We start from the raw sequence: 14,140 nt of genomic DNA, 5'->3' as shown, positions 1-14,140 counted from the left end.
TGAAAAGGGGGTTCTCTCGTGGCCGATACCAATTTTGCCAATCAACCCTTAGATTTTAATTCTATTCGTATTCAACTGGCTTCGCCAGATACCATCCGAGGGTGGTCGCGCGGCGAGGTTACCAAACCCGAAACTATCAATTATCGGTCTTTTAAGCCCGAGCGCGACGGATTATTTTGCGAATGCATTTTTGGGCCTGTCAAAGACTGGGAGTGCCATTGCGGTAAATACAAGCGCATTCGATATCGGGGTGTAGTGTGTGACCGGTGTGGGGTAGAAGTGACCCAATCAAAGGTCAGACGAGAGCGGCTGGGACACATCGAATTGGCGGTTCCAGTGACACATATCTGGTTTTTTAAGTCGCTCCCATCTCGCATGGGGTATTTGCTCAATCTTTCCGTTCGCAATCTCGAGCGGATCATTTACTACGAATCGTATGTGGTGTTAGATCCCGGTGATGCTCCCGATCTCAAATTCAAGGATTTGCTCACTGAAGATGAGGTGATTGATCTCGAAGACGAGGGGTATTCATTTGATGTCGATATGGGGGCTGGCGCTATCAAAAAACTGCTGTCTGCAATCGATATTGAGGACTTGTCTGCTGAACTGCGAACGCAAGCTCGTTTCGAGACTTCGGTGCAGCGCAAACAGGAGGCACTCAAACGCCTCAAGGTCGTCGAGGCGTTCCGCCAATCGGATAATCAGCCCGATTGGATGATTCTCGATGTAATTCCCGTCATCCCGCCCGACTTGCGTCCTCTTGTACCCTTAGAGGGCGGGCGGTTTGCAACTTCGGATCTCAATGATTTGTATCGCCGCGTGATCAATAGAAATAATCGGCTCAAAAAACTGATTGAAATCAAAGCACCCGAAGTCATTTTACGCAATGAAAAACGCATGCTCCAAGAGGCTGTAGACGCTCTGTTTGACAATGGCCGTCGGTCTCGTGCTGTTCGCGGTGATGGCAACCGATCCCTCAAGTCGCTTTCCGATCTACTCAAGGGTAAACAGGGGCGATTCCGCCAGAATCTTTTGGGTAAACGCGTCGATTATTCGGGTCGTTCTGTGATTGTGGTAGATCCTCATTTGAGGCTTTATCAATGCGGGCTACCCAAACATATGGCTCTGGAATTATTCAAGCCATTTATTATTCGACGGCTCGAAGAAAAGGGCCTCGTCCAAACCGTTAAAAGTGCGAAGAAATTAGTCGAACGCGAGCGCGTTGAAGTATGGGATATTCTCGAAGAAATTATCCAGGATCACTGCGTTTTGCTCAATCGCGCCCCAACATTGCATCGCCTGGGCATTCAGGCGTTTTTACCCGTGCTCGTAGAAGGCAAAGCCATTCGCATTCATCCGCTGGTCTGTGCGGCATTTAATGCCGATTTCGACGGTGATCAGATGGCCGTACACCTGCCGCTTTCTTTTGAGGCCCAGATTGAAGCGCGGGTGTTGATGCTGTCGTCAAACAATTTGCTCAAACCCGCCGATGGATCGCCTGTTGTGGTCGATAAACCCCAGGAAATAGCTTTAGGCCTTTATTATCTGACAAAAATTGTTCACGGCAAGGAAGAGAATCTCAAAACCTTTAGCAGTACCAATGAAGCTCGCATGGCGTATGATTTTGAACGCATTGACCTGCATGAAGCCGTGCGCGTTCGCATAGATGGTAAGCTTTTGACGACTACGGTTGGGCGCGTCATTTTTAACGAAATTATGCCCGAAACAATGCCCTTTATCAATGAATTGATCGATGACAAAGGTATCCGCAAAGTTTCTTCTGAAGTCCACAGTCGGAATGGCAACCGCATTACGACAGATTTTCTCGATGGATTGAAGCAGTTGGGATACGATTATGCGACGCAGTCGGGTATTTCGATTGCGGTGAGCGATGTGGTCGTACCCCCCGAAAAGGAAGAATTGATTACCGATGCTATGGGCGAAGTCGAAAAAATTATTGAACAACACGCGATCGGGGCTATTACCGAGGGCGAACGCTACAACAAAGTGATTGATGTATGGCAGCATACGACCAATCACATTGCCCAGGCCATGATTGGTGCATTTGAAAAAGCCGAAGAAGGCTTCAATTCAATCTGGATTATGAAGGATTCGGGCGCACGAGGAAACGACGATCAGATCAAGCAACTCGGTGGTATGCGCGGGCTGATGAATAAACCGCAAAAGAAATTGACGGGAGCGATTGGCGAAATTATTGAAACACCTATTATTTCGTCACTTAAAGAAGGTCTGACCGTGCTTGAGTATTTTATTTCGACGCACGGCAGTCGCAAGGGGCTGGCCGATACGGCCTTGAAGACCGCTGAAGCGGGCTACTTGACGCGTCGCATGGTGGATGTATCGCAAGATGTGGTTATTTCTGAAGCCGATTGCGGAACGATATTGGGCATTGAAATGGAAGCCCTGAAGGAAGGCGAAGAAGTTGTTGAATCGCTATCTGATCGCATTGTAGGACGCACAGTACTGGAAGATGTCGAAGATCCCATTACGGGTGAACGCATTGTTGCCGCAGGCGTTTTATTAAATGAAGAATTGGCCGACAAAATTGCCGATGCGGGTATTGAAGGCGTCTGGGTGCGGTCCGTGTTGACGTGTGAAACTCGACGAGGGGTCTGTATGGCCTGTTATGGCCGCAACCCCGCCACCGGACTACCCGTTGATATTGGAGAGGCCGTGGGTGTTATTGCTGCGCAGAGTGTGGGCGAACCCGGAACACAGTTGACATTGCGCACCTTTCATATTGGAGGCACTTCCAGTCGCATTGCCGAGCAGGCCGAGATTGGTGCAAAACGTGCGGGAAAAGTCATCTTTAAACATCTCGAGTTTGTGCAGCGCGATGAAGATTCATGGGTTGTGGTCGGTCGGAATGGCGAGATCGAAGTGCAAGATGATCAGGGTCGTGTAAGGGGAGGGCACTACCACGTGCCGCATGGAGCTGTGTTGCGAGTGGAGGAAGGACAAGATGTGGAAGAGGACCAGGCACTCTACGAATGGGACCCGTATAATAATGTGATCGTATCGCCCAAAGCTGGTAAAGTTCAGTTTGGGGACCTCGTAGAAGGAGTGACATATCGCGAAGAAATTGATGAAACCACCAGCATTGCCGGACTGGTCGTGATTGAGCACCGAGACCGCACCTTATCGCCCCACATTAAGGTTATCGATGCAGATGGCGAAGAACTGGGCCATTATATCATTCCTCTGGGAGCGCGACTGGTGGTGCGCGATGGCGACCAAGTAGCAGATGGTGATACGCTGGCTAAAATTTCGCGTGAGCGCAGCAAAACACGAGATATTACAGGTGGTTTGCCGCGTGTAGCTGAGCTTTTTGAGGCGCGTCGCCCCAAAGAGGCTTCAGTGGTTACCGAAATCAACGGCTCGGTGAGCTTTGGTCGCATGGTGAGAGGCTCTCGAGTTGTCCTGGTTACGGCTGATGAGGGTGAAGAAAAAAAATATACCATTCCCTACGGACGGCATCTGCGCGTACAAGAAGGTGATCGCGTAACCGCGGGTGACCGCCTGTCTGAGGGGTCGGTAAATCCACACGACATTCTGGCTATTTTGGGAGATCGAAAAGTTCAGGAGTATCTCGTCGATGAAATTCAGCAGGTTTATCGGCTCCAGGGTGTGAAAATCAATGACAAGCATATTGAAACCATCGTCCGGCAGATGTTGCAGAAAGTACAGGTGACAGATCCTGGAGATACCAATTTTCTCGAAGACGAACTCGTTGACCGATTCCGTTTCCTCGATGAAAATGATAAGGTTCTTGTTGAAGGAGGCGATCCCGCAACTCACAATCCCGTCTTGTTGGGGATTACCCGAGCCTCTCTTTTGACCGAGAGTTTCATTTCAGCAGCGTCTTTCCAGGAAACTACCCGAGTGCTTACCGAAGCAGCAGTACAGGGCAAGGTTGACACGCTATTGGGACTAAAGGAAAATGTGATCATCGGACACCTCATTCCCGCCGGTACAGGTGCTTTGAAGTACCGCGATTTGGATACAGATGTGGTGGAAGAATCGCAGGTTTTTGAAGCTCTCGCAGAAGAGAGCACGGAAAGCATTGGTTTACCTCCAATTAATGCTTGACAGCCATCATTACACCAGGTATATTGCAAGTCTCCCATAATTAAGGAGGTTGAGTTTGCCCACAATTAATCAACTGGTTCGGAAAGGGCGAAAAGCCAAGCGCAAGCGTTCTTCTGCACCTGCTCTGAGAGCATGTCCTCAAAAACGCGGTGTTTGTACACGCGTTTATACTACAACGCCCAAAAAGCCCAATTCAGCTCTGCGCAAGGTAGCGCGTGTCAGGTTGACCAATGGCCTTGAAGTAACAGCGTATATTCCGGGTGAAGGGCACAATCTCATGGAGCACTCTGTGGTACTCATCCGGGGTGGTCGCGTCAAGGATCTACCTTCTGTTCGGTATCACATTCTTCGGGGCGTACTCGACACAACTGGCGTGGAAGACCGCAAACAAGGTCGTTCCAAATACGGCACTAAAAAAGCGGGTTAATCTCAAGTGCCTATTATTCGATAAAACATGGGGGATACCACCTTGGTGGCGTATCCCCCTTATTTTAAAAAGAGGTAGATCTCGATATGCGAAAGCGGCGAGCGGAAAAACGATACCTGGCTCCAGATCCCAAATACAGTAGCCTGTTGGTGACGCGTTTTGTCAACTGCTTGTTTCGCAAGGGCAAAAAGAGTGTGGGTGAACGAATTTTTTATGAGGCGCTTGATCTGGTTGAAGAGCGCAGTGGGAATACCGGCTTAGAGATTTTTGAAAAAGCACTTGATAATGTCAAACCAGTTGTCAAGGTGAGATCGCGTCGCGTCGGTGGTGCGACTTACCAGGTGCCCGAAGAAGTCCGTCCCGATGAACGTCTTGCGCTGTCTATTCGCTGGTTGATTTTATTTGCCAGGGAACGAGGCGAAAAGACAATGGCTCAGCGTTTGGCTGGTGAATTTATGGATGCAGCAAATGGGCAAGGACGTGCCATGCAGCGACGTGAAGAAACGCACCGCATGGCAGAGGCCAATCGCGCATTTGCGCATTATCGCTGGTAAGTGACTAAGATGCCGAGAAAATACGACTTAGAGCGCACCCGAAATATCGGGATTATGGCGCATATTGACGCAGGTAAGACCACGACGACCGAGCGCATTCTCTATTATACGGGTATTTTGCGCAGGATGGGTGAGGTGCACGATGGTGCAGCCACGATGGATTGGATGGCTCAAGAGCGCGAGCGTGGCATTACCATTACGTCGGCAGCTACAACGTGTTTTTGGGATGACCATCGCATCAATATTATCGATACGCCAGGACACGTTGATTTTACCGCCGAAGTCGAGCGGTCGTTGCGCGTTTTAGACGGTGCTGTAGGGCTATTTTGTGCAGTTGGTGGTGTTGAACCCCAAACTGAAACTGTCTGGCGTCAGGCAGACAAATATTCAGTGCCCCGGATTGCATTTGTCAACAAAATGGATCGCACGGGTGCCGATTTCGACCGCGTAGTAGAGATGATGCGTGAAAGGTTGGCGTCCAATTTTGTTCCCGTTCAGTTGCCGGTTGGGTCCGGTGAGATGTTTACGGGGTTGATTGACTTGATCAAGATGAAACTCGTAACCTACGAAGACGATTCTTTAGGCACCATGTTTACGGAAGATAGTATTCCAAATGATCTGGAAGAACGCGCCTATGAAGGCCGCGAGCAATTGCTGGAAGCAGTCTCCGATTTTGACGACACCTTGATGGAAAAATTTCTCGAAGGCGAAGATATCAGCGAAGATGAGATTAGAGTTGCTTTGCGCCAGGCTGTAATCAACAGCGCTGCTGTGCCTGTGCTTTGTGGGTCGGCATTTAAGAACAAAGGCGTGCAGCGCTTGTTAGACGCCATTGTCGCATATTTGCCCTCGCCCCGCGATGTGCCTGAAATTGTGGGACACGATCTCAAAAATTTCGACATTGGCGTTTCTCGTCCAGTTTCCGACGAAGTGCCTTTTGCTGCTTTGGCTTTTAAGGTGATGACTGACCCTTATGTCGGGCGGTTGACTTATTTTCGCGTATATTCAGGTCAGTTAAATACGGGTTCTTATGTTCTCAACGCCAACAAGGGCAAACGCGAGCGCATCGGCCGTGTGTTGCAAATGCACGCGAATAAGCGGGAAGAGATCAATGCGGTGTCCGCAGGTGATATTGCTGCTGTTGTTGGGCTGAAAGACACGGCGACAGGAGAGACACTTTGCGATGAAAAAGAGCCTGTGATATTGGAATCAATGGATTTTGCCAAGCCCGTGATTTCTGTGGCAATTGAACCGAGAACCAAAGCTGATCAGGATCAACTTGGTATCGCGCTGAACAAGCTGACTGAAGAAGATCCGACTTTTCACGTAGCAATTGATCCAGATACCGGACAGACCATTATTTCGGGGATGGGTGAATTGCACCTGGAGATTATTGTGGATCGCCTCAAACGCGAATTCAGGGTTGAGGCCAATGTTGGCAAACCACAGGTCACTTATAAAGAGGCCCTCCGCAATGCTGTTCAAAATATTCACGGGCGCTTTGTCCGCCAAAGTGGCGGTCGGGGTCAATACGGTCATGTGGTTATCAATCTGGAACCTGGTAAACCCGGTACAGGACTTGTTTTCGAGAATAAAATTACAGGTGGTGCAATTCCGTCTGAATATATCCCTGCCGTGCGTGCGGGAATTCAGGAGGCAATGACGGGTGGCGTTCTGGCGGGGTATCCAATAGATGATGTCAAAGTCGAACTGTTTGACGGTTCCTATCACGATGTTGATTCTTCTGAAATAGCCTTCAAGATTGCTGGTTCAATAGCTTTTCAAGAGGCAGCCAAAAGGGCTAAAACTTATCTTATGGAACCTGTTTTTGATGTGGAAGTCGTTGTGCCCGAAGACTATATGGGCGATGTTATAGGTGATTTGAATGCGCGTCGAGGGCATATTGTAGGTATTGTCAATCGCCCCGATGCACAGGTCATCTCGGCCACTGTGCCGCTGAGTGAAATGTTTGGTTATGCAACAAAGCTGCGGTCTATAACACAGGGCCGCGCGATTTATTCAATGGAATTTTCCAAATTTGAGGAAATGCCGCAGAGCATCGCTGAAGACATTCTCTCTTCAGTCAATGTATTTGCAACTTAAGCGAACGCGTTTTTTATTTTTGTTCGATCTTTTTAGGAGGAAAATATGGCGAAGGAAAAATTTGAACGGGACAAACCCCATGTCAACATCGGCACAATCGGGCATGTCGATCACGGCAAAACCACGCTGACTGCTGCTATTACCAAGACGCTGGCAGCCAAGGGGCTTGCCGATTTTATGCCCTTTGACGACATTGACAAAGCACCCGAAGAAAAAGAGCGTGGAATCACCATTAATACGGCTCACGTGGAGTATCAGACGGAAAATCGGCACTATGCCCACGTAGATTGTCCCGGACATGCTGACTATGTGAAAAACATGATCACGGGTGCCGCGCAGATGGATGGTGCGATTCTGGTCGTTAGTGCCGCAGATGGTCCCATGATTCAGACCCGCGAGCATATTCTGCTTTCACGCCAGGTCAATGTGCCTTCTATCGTGGTATTTATGAATAAGGTCGATATGGTCGATGATGAAGAATTGCTCGAACTTGTTGATCTGGAAGTCCGCGAGTTGTTGGACCAATATGATTTCCCCGGCGATGATGTACCAGTGATCCAGGGTTCTGCCCTCAAAGCTTTGGAGTCTGACGATCCCGATTCCGAAGATTGTGCCTGTATCTGGGAGTTAATGGAAGCCGTAGATGAAAATATTCCGGAGCCTGTGCGCGAGATTGACAAAGATTTTTTGATGCCGGTTGAGGACGTATTTACGATTACGGGGCGCGGTACAGTAGGTACTGGGCGCATTGAACGCGGCGTGGTCAATGTCGGTGAGGAAGTTGAGATTGTGGGCATTCGCGAGAGTCGCAATACAACGGTTACGGGCGTGGAAATGTTCCGCAAACTGCTGGATGAGGGCAGGGCTGGTGACAATGTCGGTTTGTTGCTTCGCGGTGTTGACAAAGATGAAATTGAACGCGGCATGGTGGTTGCCAAACCGGGTTCAGTGACCCCCCATAAAAAGTTTAAAGGCGAAGTTTATGTGCTGACAGATAAAGAAGGTGGTCGCAGCAAACCCTTCTTTACTGGCTATCAACCTCAGTTTTATTTTCGCACAACGGATGTGACTGGTAAAGTCGAGTTGCCCGAGGGCGTAGAAATGGTGATGCCCGGCGATAATGTGACCATGTCTGTAGAACTGCTTACGCCAATCGCTATGGAGACCGAACTGCGATTTGCCGTGCGGGAAGGTGGTCGAACTATTGGCTCGGGTGTGATTACTGAAATTGTTGAATAAGAACCGCGAAGGGGTGGCTCGTGCCTGCACAAAAAATTAGAATTAGACTAAAAGCATACAACCACAATGCGCTGGATCGTTCTGCTGAAGAAATCGTTCGGACAGCAAAACGGACTGGGGCGCTTATTTCTGGCCCCATTCCTCTGCCGACGAGGCGCTCGCTCTATACGGTATTGCGATCTCCACATGTCGATAAAAAATCGCGCGAGCAATTTGAGATGCGCGTACACAAAAGGTTGATCGACATTCACAACTCAACGCCCCAAACGGTAGATGCTCTGATGAAGCTGGACCTGCCTGCGGGTATAGATATTGAAATCAAGGTGTAGTCGTGTTGGGATTGATTGGAAAAAAAATCGGTATGACACAGGCATTTGATGACGCAGAAATGTTGACGCCTGTCACGGTTCTCGAAGTTGTTCCGTGTCCCATTGTGCAGATCAAAAATTGGGATTCGGATGGGTATATGGCATTGAGGGTTGGGCACGATGAGATTCGGCCCAATCGGCTGAACCGCGCGGATCAAGGAATTTTCAAGAAGGCAGGTGTTAATCCCCATCGAGGTCTTGTGGAATTTCGAGTTGATGATGTCTCCGAATATGCTATAGGCGAGACACTCAATGTCAGCATGTTTGAGGTAGGCGAGGTTGTCGATGTTGCGGCTCGATCAAAAGGTCGTGGATTCCAGGGTGGTGTCAAGCGCCACGGATTCAGAGGTGGCCCCAAAACCCATGGACAATCCGATAGACATCGCGCGCCTGGTTCTATAGGCCAAAGTTCGAATCCTTCGCGGGTGTTTAAGGGAATGCGTATGGCAGGTCATATGGGGAATCAGCAGGTAACTGTTCGGGGATTAAAGGTCGTGGGTGTAGATACCGAGCAAAATTTGCTCCTCTTAAAAGGTGCCGTGCCTGGAGGTAAAGGGGCTACGGTTGTTATTGAGAAACGCAACTGATTTGAGGTAAGGCGATTATGGCATCTGTTGAGGTTTGCAATCTTGATGGTGAAGAAATCGGATCGATGGAGCTACCCGAAACAGTTTTTGGAATTGAACCATCGGCTGACGCGATCTATTATGTCGTTAAAGCGTATTTGGCCAATCAGCGGCAAGGCAATGCCTCGACGAAAACCCGCTCAGAAGTCAACCGGTCAAAACGGAAGATGTACCGACAAAAAGGTACGGGTCGTGCCCGTAAGGGAACAGCTGGGTCGCCTATATTGATCGGTGGTGGGGTGGCTCATGGCCCCAGACCGAGACATTTTCGGGAACGGGTGCCCAAGAAGGTCAAAAAACTGGCCATACGCTCGGCATTTTCGCAAAAAGCACTCGGCGAATCCATATCTGTCCTGGAAGATTTTGAGCTTGAGGTGCCCAAAACAAAGAGAATGGCACAAATGACACAAATGCTTGAAATCAGGGGACAAAAAATATTGCTTTTGACGGATGGTATCGCTGAAAATACCGTCAAATCCTGTCGGAATATCCCCAGGCTTTCCGTATTACCCGTTTCGCAAGTTTCCACTTATGACGTGATCAATGCAGATGTCCTGGTTCTCACACGCAGTGCAGTTTCTCGCATTCGTGATCTGTGGGGGGCCTCGTGAAGAATTCTAAGCAGATTATCCGGCGTCCCGTTATTACCGAGCGGGCTTCTAATTTGCAGGAAAATCACAATAAATATGTATTTGAAGTTCTCAGTGGTGCAAACAAAGTCGATATTCAGCGTGCGGTTGAAGCCATGTTCGATGTCGAAGTCGTAAAGGTCAATACGAGCACTATGCACGGCAAGATCAAGCGACTTGGCCGGTTTCAAGGCCGCCGTTCCAACTGGAAAAAGGCTGTTGTCACTCTTGCCGATGGACATATTATCGACTTTTTTGAAGGATAACTCATGCCTGTTAAGAAGTTTCGCCCAATAACGCCTTCGTTGCGATTTAAGACAGTCTCTTCTTTTGAAGAGATTACAAAAGATAAGCCAGAAAAATCCCTTGTTGAACCCAATAAAAAATCTGGGGGACGCAATAATCGAGGGCGTATCACGAGCCGTCGTCGCGGTGGCGGACATCGGCGTCAGTATCGCCGAATTGATTTCAAGCGCGATAAAGTAGGTGTGCCTGCAATTGTGCATAGCATTGAGTACGATCCAAATCGATCGGCGCGCATTGCACTCCTGCATTATGTCGATGGCGAAAAACGCTATATTCTGGCACCGATTGGTTTAAGAGTTGGAGATGAGGTTGCCTCAGGTGCAGATGCAGAGATCAGACCAGGTAATGCGCTCCCTCTGGCAAATATCCCTTTGGGGAGCAATGTACACAATGTTGAACTCAAGCCCGGAAAAGGCGGACAGATTGGTCGCTCGGCAGGTGCTGAGATTCAGGTGATGGCCAAAGAAGGCAATTTTGCAACTCTCCGCCTGCCTTCAGGCGAGCGTCGGTTGGTCCTGGTATCGTGTTATGCGACTATTGGGCAGGTTGGCAATTTAGAGCATGAAAATGTCGTTGTCGGAAAAGCAGGACGGACTCGCTGGTTGGGCAAACGTCCAAAAGTGCGTGGTGTTGCTATGAACCCTGTTGATCATCCTCACGGTGGTGGAGAAGGTCGAGCAACAGGCGGCAGGCATCCGGTGACGCCCTGGGGACAACCCACAAAAGGATATAAAACGCGCAAAAAGAAAAATAAAACTGACCAAATGATCATTCAGAGACGCAAGTAATCAGGAGTATTATTTTATGGCACGGTCAATTAAAAAAGGGCCTTTTATTGAGCCGAGTCTCATAAAAAAGATTGAACAAATGAATAAGGCTGGTAATAAGCGGGTTATTCAGACGTGGGCGCGACGATCGACAATCGCGCCAGAGTTTGTGGGGCATACGCTTGCTGTACACAATGGGAATAAATTTATCCCCGTTTATATTACAGAAAACATGGTTGGACACAAACTCGGTGAATTTGCTCCCACGCGTACGCACCGGGGAGCGCGCGCGGGGCGATCTACTGAACGCGCCACTTCTTTACAGTGATATTTTGAGACGGGAATTTTAAATGGAAGCTCGGGCGGTATTGCGCTATTCAAGAATTTCACCGCGCAAGGTGCGACAGGTGGTTGATCTGGTGCGGGGTAAAGATGTGGAGGAAGCTTTCCACATTCTGCAATTTACACCTAAAAAGGCCGCGCGTATTGTAGCGCGCACTTTGCAATCCGCGGTTGCAAATGCGGTCAACCGCGAAGAAGAATCCGCAGTCGAAGACGCGCTCTTTGTGAAAGAGGCGTTTGTCGATGGCGGCATCGCATTAAAGCGGTTGCGTCCTCAGCCGCGTGGTGCTGCCGGCATGATTCGCAAGCGATATAGCCACATCACGCTGGTTATTTCAGACGAGGAATAGGAGAGTCACTTTGGGCCAGAAAACGCATCCAATCGGAGTGAGGTTGGGAATTGTCAAAGACTGGCGTTCCCGCTGGTTTGCCAATCGCGATTTTGCCAGCCTGCTTCAAGAAGATCTCATGCTCAGGCGATATATTACCAGCCGTCTGCAGCGGGCAAGCGTTGCACAAATAGACATTGAACGTGCCCCTAAGCGGGTGACAATTTCGATTCACACCGCTCGTCCTGGCATTGTAATTGGACGCAAAGGCGCAGAGGTCGATAAATTGCGGGATGAATTAAAGCACCTGACAGGCAAAGAAATTTATATTAACATCAATGAAATTAAGCGACCAGAACTCAACGCCCAACTCGTCGCCGATAATATCTCCCGACAACTCGAGCAGCGCGTCTCATTTCGCCGTGCAATGAAAAAAGCCGTTGCATCAGCGGTGCGCATGGGGGCTGAAGGGATTAAAGTCGTGTGTGGAGGGCGCCTTGGTGGGGCGGAAATGTCTCGCGTTGAAAAATCAGAGCCTGCAGGACGCGTTCCACTCCACACGCTTCGCGCTGATATAGACTATGCCAGATCTACTGCTTATACGACCTCGGGTACTGTAGGGGTAAAAGTCTGGATCTGTCACGGAGAAAAAATGGGTCAGGACGTCCATCTGCCGACGTAAGTCGGGATAGGAGTGGCTATTATGTTAATGCCAAAACGGGTTAAATGGAGAAAGCAGCAGAGGGGGCGTCGCAAAGGTATGGCCTATCGAGGAGCCAATATTTCTTTTGGCGAATACGGTTTGCAGGCCATTGAACCGGGATGGATTACCAACAGACAGATTGAAGCTGCCCGCGTGGCGATTAATAAGTCTTTGGGGCGCGGTGGGAAAGTTTGGATTCGCGTTTTTCCAGATAAACCCCTTACGGTTAAGCCAGCAGAAACCCGTATGGGCAAAGGCAAAGGCAATCCCGAATACTGGGTGGCAGTCATCAAACCCGGGCGGATCCTGTTTGAAATTGAGGGCGTGCCACGCGAAAGCGCGCAACGCGCAATCAGATTGGCCAGTCGGAAATTGCCCATTAAAGTCCGTTTTGTTGAACGCGGGGGACACGACGAATGAAACCGAGTGAAATTCGAGATCTAACAGCAAACGATGTAAGGGAAAGAATTGCTGAACAAGAGGATGAACTCGTGAATCTCCGCATTCAGTTGGCTACGCGCCAGCTCGATAATCCAATTGCATTTCGAGATGCCTGCAAGGATCTCGCTCGGCTTAAAACCGTGTTGCGCGAACACGAGTTAGGCATTCGAGAACTACCCAATGCGTAATTTTTAAGGAGAATCGGTGTATGGTGGAAACTCGCAGGCACCGCAAAACACGTGTAGGGCTGGTGGTCAGCGACAAGTCTAATAAAACAATAGTCGTTGAGGTACGGCGACAGGTGCCACACCCCCTTTATGGAAAAGTTATGCAAAGACGTTCAAAATTGGCAGCGCACGATGAGAATAATGAAGCCAGAGCCGGCGATGAGGTGATGGTTGTGGAAACGCGGCCTTTGAGCAAGACCAAGCGCTGGCGGTTGGTAGAAATTATAAAAAAGGCGCATTAGGCGGAGAGAACATGGTCCAGGAATATTCGGTATTAAATTGTGCGGATAACACAGGTGCCCGAAAGGTGATGTGTTTTCGCATTTTAGGAGGCACGAAGCGCAAGTATGCCAAACTCGGTGATACTGTTGTGGTTTCAGTTAAAGATGCACAGCCCAACAGTGGTGTAAAGCGCGGTGAGGTTGCGCGTGCCGTGATCGTCCGTACAAAGAAAGAGACGCGAAGGGCAGATGGGTCCTATATTCGATTTGATGACAATGCCGCTGTTTTGATCAGCGCGGAAGGCGAACCTCGAGGGACGCGCATATTTGGACCCGTCGCCCGCGAGTTGCGCGAGAGGCGATTTATGCGCATTGTATCTTTGGCGCCCGAAGTGATATAAAGAAAGGTAAGTGTGTTGAGATGAGGATTCGCAAGGGTGATCAAGTTGAGGTGATAAGCGGGGTTTATACGGGTCAACGTGGGCGCGTTTTGCATGTGTGGCCCAGGAAAAAACGCGTGCTGGTGGAAGGGATCAATAACGTCAAGCGCCACACGCGACCCAATCCCAATAATCAGCAAGGCGGCATCGTGGAAAAGGAAGCGCCCTTGCATGTGTCCAATCTCATGATCGTCGATTCGCAAACCGATGAGCGGACAAGGATTCGCATTCAGCGCCTCGAAGATGGGTCGCGTGTGCGGATTGCTCAAAAAAGTGGTGAGCAAATTCCCGAAGTTGAATAACGAGGA

Annotated in this window: 18 protein-coding genes; all 18 read left to right on the top strand. The window is 49.5% G+C overall.

What is annotated here, in order from left to right:
• The first annotated feature begins 18 nt into the window (after positions 1-18).
• Entirely contained in the window at positions 19-4,110 is a 4,092-nt protein-coding gene (rpoC, locus tag F4Y39_23210) for a DNA-directed RNA polymerase subunit beta' (protein ID MYC16651.1), read from the top strand.
• Between the two features lie 55 nt (positions 4,111-4,165).
• Entirely contained in the window at positions 4,166-4,537 is a 372-nt protein-coding gene (locus tag F4Y39_23205; GenBank protein MYC16650.1) for a 30S ribosomal protein S12, read from the top strand.
• Between the two features lie 86 nt (positions 4,538-4,623).
• Entirely contained in the window at positions 4,624-5,091 is a 468-nt protein-coding gene (gene rpsG, locus F4Y39_23200) for a 30S ribosomal protein S7 (protein ID MYC16649.1), read from the top strand.
• Between the two features lie 9 nt (positions 5,092-5,100).
• A complete protein-coding gene (gene fusA / locus F4Y39_23195) occupies positions 5,101-7,194 on the top strand; it encodes an elongation factor G (protein ID MYC16648.1) in 2,094 nt (697 codons plus the stop codon).
• Positions 7,195-7,239: 45 nt separating this feature from the next.
• On the top strand, positions 7,240-8,433 hold the full coding sequence (gene tuf / locus F4Y39_23190; GenBank protein MYC16647.1) for an elongation factor Tu: 1,194 nt from the start codon (positions 7,240-7,242) through the stop codon (positions 8,431-8,433).
• Between the two features lie 20 nt (positions 8,434-8,453).
• A complete protein-coding gene (rpsJ, locus tag F4Y39_23185; GenBank protein ID MYC16646.1) occupies positions 8,454-8,762 on the top strand; it encodes a 30S ribosomal protein S10 in 309 nt (102 codons plus the stop codon).
• Between the two features lie 32 nt (positions 8,763-8,794).
• Positions 8,795-9,388, top strand: coding sequence for a 50S ribosomal protein L3 (rplC, locus tag F4Y39_23180; GenBank protein MYC16645.1), 594 nt, complete (start codon positions 8,795-8,797; stop codon positions 9,386-9,388).
• 17 nt (positions 9,389-9,405) lie between these two features.
• Entirely contained in the window at positions 9,406-10,038 is a 633-nt protein-coding gene (gene rplD, locus F4Y39_23175; protein MYC16644.1) for a 50S ribosomal protein L4, read from the top strand.
• Positions 10,035-10,322 (top strand): 50S ribosomal protein L23, encoded by a 288-nt coding sequence (locus F4Y39_23170; protein ID MYC16643.1) that lies wholly within the window; start codon positions 10,035-10,037, stop codon positions 10,320-10,322. The genes rplD and F4Y39_23170 overlap by 4 nt, the downstream gene beginning before the upstream one ends.
• 3 nt (positions 10,323-10,325) lie before the next feature.
• Positions 10,326-11,150, top strand: a complete 825-nt coding sequence (gene rplB / locus F4Y39_23165) for a 50S ribosomal protein L2 (protein ID MYC16642.1) — start codon at positions 10,326-10,328, stop codon at positions 11,148-11,150.
• Between the two features lie 16 nt (positions 11,151-11,166).
• Positions 11,167-11,457, top strand: coding sequence for a 30S ribosomal protein S19 (gene rpsS / locus F4Y39_23160; GenBank protein ID MYC16641.1), 291 nt, complete (start codon positions 11,167-11,169; stop codon positions 11,455-11,457).
• Between the two features lie 22 nt (positions 11,458-11,479).
• Positions 11,480-11,821, top strand: coding sequence for a 50S ribosomal protein L22 (locus tag F4Y39_23155; protein MYC16640.1), 342 nt, complete (start codon positions 11,480-11,482; stop codon positions 11,819-11,821).
• Between the two features lie 10 nt (positions 11,822-11,831).
• Complete coding sequence (rpsC, locus tag F4Y39_23150) at positions 11,832-12,482, top strand: 30S ribosomal protein S3 (GenBank protein ID MYC16639.1); 651 nt, start codon at positions 11,832-11,834, stop codon at positions 12,480-12,482.
• 21 nt (positions 12,483-12,503) lie between these two features.
• Positions 12,504-12,923, top strand: a complete 420-nt coding sequence (gene rplP, locus F4Y39_23145) for a 50S ribosomal protein L16 (protein ID MYC16638.1) — start codon at positions 12,504-12,506, stop codon at positions 12,921-12,923.
• A complete protein-coding gene (locus F4Y39_23140) occupies positions 12,920-13,132 on the top strand; it encodes a 50S ribosomal protein L29 (protein MYC16637.1) in 213 nt (70 codons plus the stop codon). Before rplP ends, F4Y39_23140 begins: the two co-directional genes overlap by 4 nt.
• A gap of 20 nt (positions 13,133-13,152) precedes the next feature.
• Positions 13,153-13,413: a 30S ribosomal protein S17 gene (gene rpsQ / locus F4Y39_23135; GenBank protein MYC16636.1), complete on the top strand. Its 261-nt coding sequence runs from the start codon at positions 13,153-13,155 to the stop codon at positions 13,411-13,413.
• A gap of 11 nt (positions 13,414-13,424) precedes the next feature.
• Positions 13,425-13,793: a 50S ribosomal protein L14 gene (gene rplN / locus F4Y39_23130; GenBank protein MYC16635.1), complete on the top strand. Its 369-nt coding sequence runs from the start codon at positions 13,425-13,427 to the stop codon at positions 13,791-13,793.
• Between the two features lie 20 nt (positions 13,794-13,813).
• On the top strand, positions 13,814-14,134 hold the full coding sequence (locus F4Y39_23125; protein MYC16634.1) for a 50S ribosomal protein L24: 321 nt from the start codon (positions 13,814-13,816) through the stop codon (positions 14,132-14,134).
• Positions 14,135-14,140 lie beyond the last annotated feature (6 nt).

It is taken from the genome of Gemmatimonadota bacterium (assembly GCA_009838845.1).
Taxonomy (GTDB): domain Bacteria; phylum Latescibacterota; class UBA2968; order UBA2968; family UBA2968; genus VXRD01.
This window is presented reverse-complemented; position numbering and strand designations above follow the sequence as displayed.

What these genes read in the sequence shown, in the direction of transcription:
- rpsG (MYC16649.1), top strand. Translation starts at nt 4,624, where the DNA reads ATGCGAAAGCGGCGAGCGGAAAAACGATACCTGGCTCCAGATCCCAAA.
- fusA (MYC16648.1), top strand. Translation starts at nt 5,101, where the DNA reads ATGCCGAGAAAATACGACTTAGAGCGCACCCGAAATATCGGGATTATG.
- tuf (MYC16647.1), top strand. Translation starts at nt 7,240, where the DNA reads ATGGCGAAGGAAAAATTTGAACGGGACAAACCCCATGTCAACATCGGC.
- rplC (MYC16645.1), top strand. Translation starts at nt 8,795, where the DNA reads ATGACACAGGCATTTGATGACGCAGAAATGTTGACGCCTGTCACGGTT.
- rplD (MYC16644.1), top strand. Translation starts at nt 9,406, where the DNA reads ATGGCATCTGTTGAGGTTTGCAATCTTGATGGTGAAGAAATCGGATCG.
- rplB (MYC16642.1), top strand. Translation starts at nt 10,326, where the DNA reads ATGCCTGTTAAGAAGTTTCGCCCAATAACGCCTTCGTTGCGATTTAAG.
- rpsS (MYC16641.1), top strand. Translation starts at nt 11,167, where the DNA reads ATGGCACGGTCAATTAAAAAAGGGCCTTTTATTGAGCCGAGTCTCATA.
- F4Y39_23155 (MYC16640.1), top strand. Translation starts at nt 11,480, where the DNA reads ATGGAAGCTCGGGCGGTATTGCGCTATTCAAGAATTTCACCGCGCAAG.
- rplP (MYC16638.1), top strand. Translation starts at nt 12,504, where the DNA reads ATGTTAATGCCAAAACGGGTTAAATGGAGAAAGCAGCAGAGGGGGCGT.
- F4Y39_23140 (MYC16637.1), top strand. Translation starts at nt 12,920, where the DNA reads ATGAAACCGAGTGAAATTCGAGATCTAACAGCAAACGATGTAAGGGAA.
- rpsQ (MYC16636.1), top strand. Translation starts at nt 13,153, where the DNA reads ATGGTGGAAACTCGCAGGCACCGCAAAACACGTGTAGGGCTGGTGGTC.
- rplN (MYC16635.1), top strand. Translation starts at nt 13,425, where the DNA reads ATGGTCCAGGAATATTCGGTATTAAATTGTGCGGATAACACAGGTGCC.
- F4Y39_23125 (MYC16634.1), top strand. Translation starts at nt 13,814, where the DNA reads ATGAGGATTCGCAAGGGTGATCAAGTTGAGGTGATAAGCGGGGTTTAT.